The organism is Propionivibrio sp. (genome assembly GCF_029255185.1).
GTDB lineage: Bacteria > Pseudomonadota > Gammaproteobacteria > Burkholderiales > Rhodocyclaceae > Propionivibrio.
This window is the reverse complement of record NZ_JAPUVO010000074.1, coordinates 1-5,450: the sequence shown is the minus strand read 5'-3', so window position 1 is coordinate 5,450 and position 5,450 is coordinate 1. Positions and strand designations below refer to the sequence as shown.

At 60.6% G+C, this 5,450-nt stretch carries 8 protein-coding genes; 7 read left to right on the top strand and 1 reads right to left on the bottom strand.

Going from position 1 to position 5,450, the window contains the following annotated elements; translation table 11 throughout:
- The 3 genes from Q1J43_RS04070 to Q1J43_RS04060 form a co-directional block, all read left to right on the top strand.
- Positions 1-191: hypothetical protein (locus Q1J43_RS04070; protein ID WP_301101078.1), on the top strand; the 191-nt coding region annotated here is incomplete at its 5' end.
- Between the two features lie 84 nt (positions 192-275).
- The gene (locus Q1J43_RS04065) at positions 276-566 is read left to right on the top strand and encodes a nucleotidyltransferase domain-containing protein (RefSeq protein WP_301101077.1); all 291 of its coding nucleotides are present in this window, start codon (positions 276-278) and stop codon (positions 564-566) included.
- The gene (locus tag Q1J43_RS04060) at positions 563-952 is read left to right on the top strand and encodes a DUF86 domain-containing protein (protein WP_301101075.1); all 390 of its coding nucleotides are present in this window, start codon (positions 563-565) and stop codon (positions 950-952) included. Before Q1J43_RS04065 ends, Q1J43_RS04060 begins: the two co-directional genes overlap by 4 nt.
- Here Q1J43_RS04060 and Q1J43_RS04055 read toward each other — a convergent pair.
- Positions 947-1,207, bottom strand: coding sequence for a hypothetical protein (locus Q1J43_RS04055; protein WP_301101073.1), 261 nt, complete (start codon positions 1,205-1,207; stop codon positions 947-949). The two genes, Q1J43_RS04060 and Q1J43_RS04055, sit on opposite strands and share 6 nt — an antisense overlap.
- Between Q1J43_RS04055 and Q1J43_RS04050 the strand changes: the two genes are divergently transcribed.
- From Q1J43_RS04050 to Q1J43_RS04035, 4 genes are all read left to right on the top strand, one after another.
- Entirely contained in the window at positions 1,191-1,544 is a 354-nt protein-coding gene (locus tag Q1J43_RS04050) for a hypothetical protein (protein WP_301101072.1), read from the top strand. The genes Q1J43_RS04055 and Q1J43_RS04050 overlap by 17 nt on opposite strands.
- Positions 1,538-2,095, top strand: a complete 558-nt coding sequence (locus tag Q1J43_RS04045; RefSeq protein ID WP_301101071.1) for a recombinase family protein — start codon at positions 1,538-1,540, stop codon at positions 2,093-2,095. The genes Q1J43_RS04050 and Q1J43_RS04045 overlap by 7 nt, the downstream gene beginning before the upstream one ends.
- A 162-nt stretch (positions 2,096-2,257) precedes the next feature.
- The gene (locus Q1J43_RS04040; RefSeq protein ID WP_301101070.1) at positions 2,258-2,548 is read left to right on the top strand and encodes a hypothetical protein; all 291 of its coding nucleotides are present in this window, start codon (positions 2,258-2,260) and stop codon (positions 2,546-2,548) included.
- A 67-nt stretch (positions 2,549-2,615) separates the two neighbouring features.
- Positions 2,616-5,450 (top strand): DUF6701 domain-containing protein (locus Q1J43_RS04035; protein ID WP_301101069.1); only part of this gene is annotated, 2,835 nt, incomplete at its 3' end.

Here is a 5,450-nt window from a genome sequence, read left to right as displayed (position 1 = left end):
GCCTCGGTTGTTTGGCCGGACTGGGTGCTGGTGATGCCAACATCAACCTGAAAACCATCAGCGGGAAAGCGCACCAGATCGGCTTTTTCGACGATGCTGCGGGCCAGGGCATCGTCGGCCGCTTCTGCCGGCGATGCGTCCTGTGCCTGGCAAGGCGCCAGGCACAGCAGCGAGACGAGAACAGCGAATAGGCTTGCAGCCTGTTGAAAATAGTTCTTGAAATGCTATTCTCGACCCCTTACCGTTGCAATGAGTTTCGATAAAAAAGGATGCCCATGCGACCGTCCGTTGTGCTCGACATGAAGCGAAGTGCAGTGCGCGAAGCGGTAAACCGTTTTCGCACGGCGAACCCGCGCGTTTTCGGGTCGGTGCTGCATGGCACCGACCGGGACGACAGCGACCTCGATCTCTTGGTCGATGCGCTGCCTGGCGCCACGTTATTGGACCTAGGCGATTTAGAAGACGAACTGAAATCGCTGCTCGGCGTTGACGTTGATTTGCTGACACCCGGCGACCTGCCGCGAAAGTTTCGAGCCAAGGTGCTTGCGGAGGCGCAGCCGGTATGAATGAGAACCGTCTTCCTGATTACATCGAGCACATACAGCAGGCCGCGACCGATGCGTGCAGCTTCGTGGAGGGGCTGGTCAAGGACGACTTCCTGACCGACAAGCGCACCCAGCAGGCCGTCATCATGAGCCTCGTCATCATTGGCGAGGCCGCCACGAAGGTGATGGACGGCTATGACGAGTTCACCCAGGCGCACCCCGAGGTGCCTTGGCGCAGCATGCGTAACATGCGCAATCGCATGGCCCACGGCTATTTCGACATCAATCTCGATGTGGTATGGGAGACGGCACTGGAATGGCTACCGGAGTTGCTTAAGCAACTGCCTGCCGTGCGCCAAGACGCCGATGTTCGGCCCCTCTGCTGTGATCGCCCCGGTCACCTATGAACCGCGTTCTGGCAAGTCAGCCTTGATGAATGAGTTGATGGCTGCATTTTCGGGAAAACCGATAGCGCTAGCCGAGACGATCATCGGGAACTGCACGACGACGATTCCGTTGAAGTTTGCCTTCGACAGCAAGGACACGAGCCATACCGTGGGATCGTGCCGACTCGCAATGGCATGTCGGTCTTGCCTGACGATTTGCAGCACGAGCAAGCCAAGGCTGGGAGCCAGATCGCCGCAAATGAGCACGCTCAGCATTGAGGCGCTGGCTAGCGCCTGGGCGCGTATCGCCGAGGAAGCGATGCTCCCGCCCGACTACGAAGGGACGGCCACACCTGCGGCGCATCGGGCATCCGAAGCTCTCCAGTCACGGATTCGTGACCACATCGTCGCCACCAATGATATGCGCCTGTTTGGCCAAGCATCACTGTCCATGGAGCAGACGTTGTGGCCGGAAGATTTTGAGCGCATGACGCGCGAGATCGAGGAAGCACTTCGTGAAGCTGACGACCCCAACGCCAAGTTTTACACGCACGAAGAAGTCATGCAGGCGATGCAGGATCGCATCGACCGGGTGCGAGACAAGCCATGCTAATCGGCTATGCACGTGTCTCGACGCAGGATCAGAACCTTGAGTTGCAACGGGAAGCCTTGACCAAAGCCGGGTGCCAGAAGGTCTTTGAGGATAAGGTGAGCGGTACGCGGGCCGACCGCCCCGGCTTGGGCAAGGCGCAGGAAATGCTGCGCGAGGGTGACACCCTGGTCGTCTGGAAACTGGATCGGCTGGGCCGTAGCATCAAACAACTGGTCGATCTGGTCGGCGAGCTTCACAAGCAAGGCGTCCAGTTCAAGAGCCTGACCATCGCCATCGACACCGGCAGGCCCTCTGGCCGGTTCTTCTTCCACGTCATGGCCAGCCTCGCCGAGATGGAGCGCGAGCTGATCGTCGAGCGTACCCGTGCCGGGTTGGAAGTTGCCCGCCAGCTTGGCCGCAAAGGCGGTCGCAAGCCCAAGATGACCGATAGCAAGATCGTATCGGCCAAGAAGCTGCTGGCCAGCGGCGTTCCTCCCAAGGATGTGGCCAAGAACCTCGGCGTGTCCGTTCCTACGCTATACCGCTGGGTTCCAGCTTCTACGCACGCCTAAAGATGTTGCGTATGTTGCGCAGGAAATGCTGAGACTGAATCGAGTAGGGGGCGCAGTTACCCCGTCGCCCTCTCACACCACCGTACGTGCGGTTCCGCATACACAGCGCTCAAGAGCGTCTCGATTCGCACGCTGATCGAGCAGGGGCACCTGCAATTTGGCTTGTTTGATGAGCGCAATCTGTTCGAGTTTTTCGCTCCAGACTATCCTGGCGAACGCCTGGTGGCTTGCCGCAATGCACCGCTGGCCAAACTGCGCGCCCACAAGCGCGTGGGCAAGGTCATCTACCAGTACAAAGTCGCCAAGCATTTCGAACTGATCATCGACGAGGCGGCGTTCTCATTCATGGCACATGCGCGAGGCCTGGCGCGAACTGATGTTTTCCGATACCGACCAAACGTCCAAGGCCGTCCGCGACCCGAATGTCGGCTTATAGCCATGAACAGTGTTTAGATTAGACGTCAGAACCCTGAACTGCTACTCTTTGTCATGACAGCCCGTTCACTTCGGAGTTGATCCCATGCCCAAGGCCACGCGCAACCGATGGTTTCGAATGCTCGCCCTCCTGGCGCTCGTTTGCGGCGCACCGGGCGCCTACGCCGACCTGACGCAAACCGTCATCAACACAAACGACAGCGGCGCCGGCTCCCTGCGCCAGGCAATCATCGACTCGAATGCCGCCAGCGGCACCAGCATCATCAACTTCGCCGTGGTCGGCGCCGGCTGCGTCGGCTCAGGCTCACCCGTCTGCACGATCACGCCTGCGACAGCACTGCCGGCCATCACCTACCCGGTCACCATCGACGCGACCACGCAGAGCGGGTACACACTGACGACACCGAAGGTGGTCATCAGTGGCGCGTCGGCTCCGGGGTTCGGACTCGATATCACCGCCGGGAACAGCACCGTCCAGGGGCTGGTTATTAACGGGTTTTTTACGCAGATTTCCCTGCGCACCAATGGAAACAATACTGTTCAGCGTTGTTTCATCGGCGTGACTTCGAATGGGACAACTTCGATTGATGCAACCTATGGGCTCGAAATAGCGTCATCCAACAATCTGATCGGAGGCGCCACTAGCGCCTCGCGTAATGTGATCGGCGTTCCGCAATACGGCATATACGTTAAGAGTGGTTCCAACAACACGATCTCGTTCAACTATATCGGCATTAACGCTGCTGGAACAGCTGCACTTACAAACAAAACTCTCTATGGGATCTACGATTCGGGGAGCAGGACAGTCATCGGGCCCGGCAACGTTGTGTCCGGTACATCAGCGACTGGAATTAGAATCAGGTCCGCTGCGGATCCCGTTATCATAGGAAACTATATTGGCACCAATGCGGCAGGGACCGCAGCGGTGCCAAACGGATTCTATGGCATCTCTGTGGACAGCGAGGGCCCCACCAGAATTGGTGGGACCATTGCTGCCGAACGCAATGTCATCTCTGGCAATACGACAGGGTACGGTATTTACGCGCGGGGAGGTGCAGTGCTGATCCAGGGGAACTACATCGGTACCAACGCTGCCGGGACCGCTGCTGTGCCAAACAAGTACGGCGTTGCGGCTTTTGGTGACGGCGGCATTATTGGTGGAACCACTGCGGCAGAACGCAACATCATTTCCGGCAACTCAACTGCAGGCCTTCACCTGGAAACCTATGCGGGAGGCCCTGGCGAACTTGTGCAGGGCAACTACATCGGCGTTTTAGCCGACGGCACGACGGCGCTGGCCAATGGCAAGGGCATCGAGATTGCGCTCAATGGAGGCATAGCGATGGTGATCGGCGGCACAGCAACTGGCGCCGGCAACGTCATCGCCCGGAACGCCGGTCGCGGCATCGAGATTGCGAACGACAGTACGCTGGTGAGTATCCGCGGCAATTCGATCCATCACAACGGCGCCCTGGGCATCGATCTGGGCACTGACGGCGTAAGCGGCAATAACGGTGCGGTCAACGCCGCCACCGCCAACAACGGCATCGACTACCCCATCTTCACCACTGTCGGCGTCATTGCCTCGACCCTGCAAGTGGCCGGTTACGTCGGCTCCGCCGCCAACCAGAGCACCTTCGCCAACGTCCTGGTCGACGTCTACCTGGCCAATGACGACGGCAACAATAATGGTGTCGTCGTCGCCGGCGACGGGCAAAGCGTCGGCCATGGCGAAGGCCAGACCTATCTAGGCACCGTCACTACCGACGCCAACGGCAACTTCAACGGCAGCTTCACGTTTGCCAGCACCGTCAATATCGGCGACAAAGTCACCGGCACCGCGACCGATGCCAGTGGCAATACCTCGGAGTTCGGGCCCAACTTCACGGTCGGCGTCGGCGTGATTACTCCGCCGGCTGCTTTCAACTGTGTCGAGTCGGGCGCCACGGCGGCCAGCGGCCACCTTTACACCAAACTCGCCGGCACCCCCTTTAGCGTCGATGTCGTCGCCCTCAAGGCCGACAACAGCGTCGAAACGAGCTACGCCTCCGCCGCCGACCAATCGGTGACGGTCGAACTGGTCGACGGTTCCGGCGGCACCGCCTGCGGCAGCCGCGCGGCGGTCAATCCGGCGGTGTCGCAGACCCTGACCTTCAGCGCCGCCGACGCCGGGCGCAAGGCGGCCAGCATGACGGTCAGCAAAGCCTACGCCGACCTGCGCTGCCGGGTCACCGATGCTAACCAGACGCCGAACATCGTCGCCTGTTCGAGCGACGATTTCGCCGTGCGCCCAAGCGCCTTGAGCGTCACCTCGACGGCCTCGGCCGACGCCACCGGCGTTAGCACCAGCGCGGTGCCACGCATCAAGACCGGGGCCAGCTTCACGCTCACCGCCGACAGCGCAGTGGTCGGCTACAACGGTACGCCGGCAATTGACGCCAGCACCCTCGCGGCGCACAGCGGCGCCGTGCAGGCCGGCACGCTGTCCGGCAGTTTTTCCAGCGCCATCGCGGCGACCGGCATCGCCACCGGCGCCGCCTTCAGCTACTCCGAAGTCGGCTACTTCAGGCTGGGCAGCACGGGGGTCTATGACAACACCTTTACCGCCGTCGATTCGGCAGCCGGCGACTGCACCAATGATTTCTCCAACGCCCTGGTCGGCGGTCAATACGGCTGCAAATTCGGCAACACCTCGGCCACCAGCTACTTTGGCCGCTTCATCCCCGACCATTTTGCCCTGGCGCCCGGCGCCGCCACGCCGGCCTGCGGCGGCTTTAGCTATTTCGGCCAGGATGGTTTTACGACGGCGTTTAGCCTCACGGCGCAGAATTCGGGCAATACCACCGCACAGAACTACACCGGCAGTTGGGCCAAGCTCGGCTTGGGCACCTGGAGCAACTACGGCTTTGCCAGCGCCGGG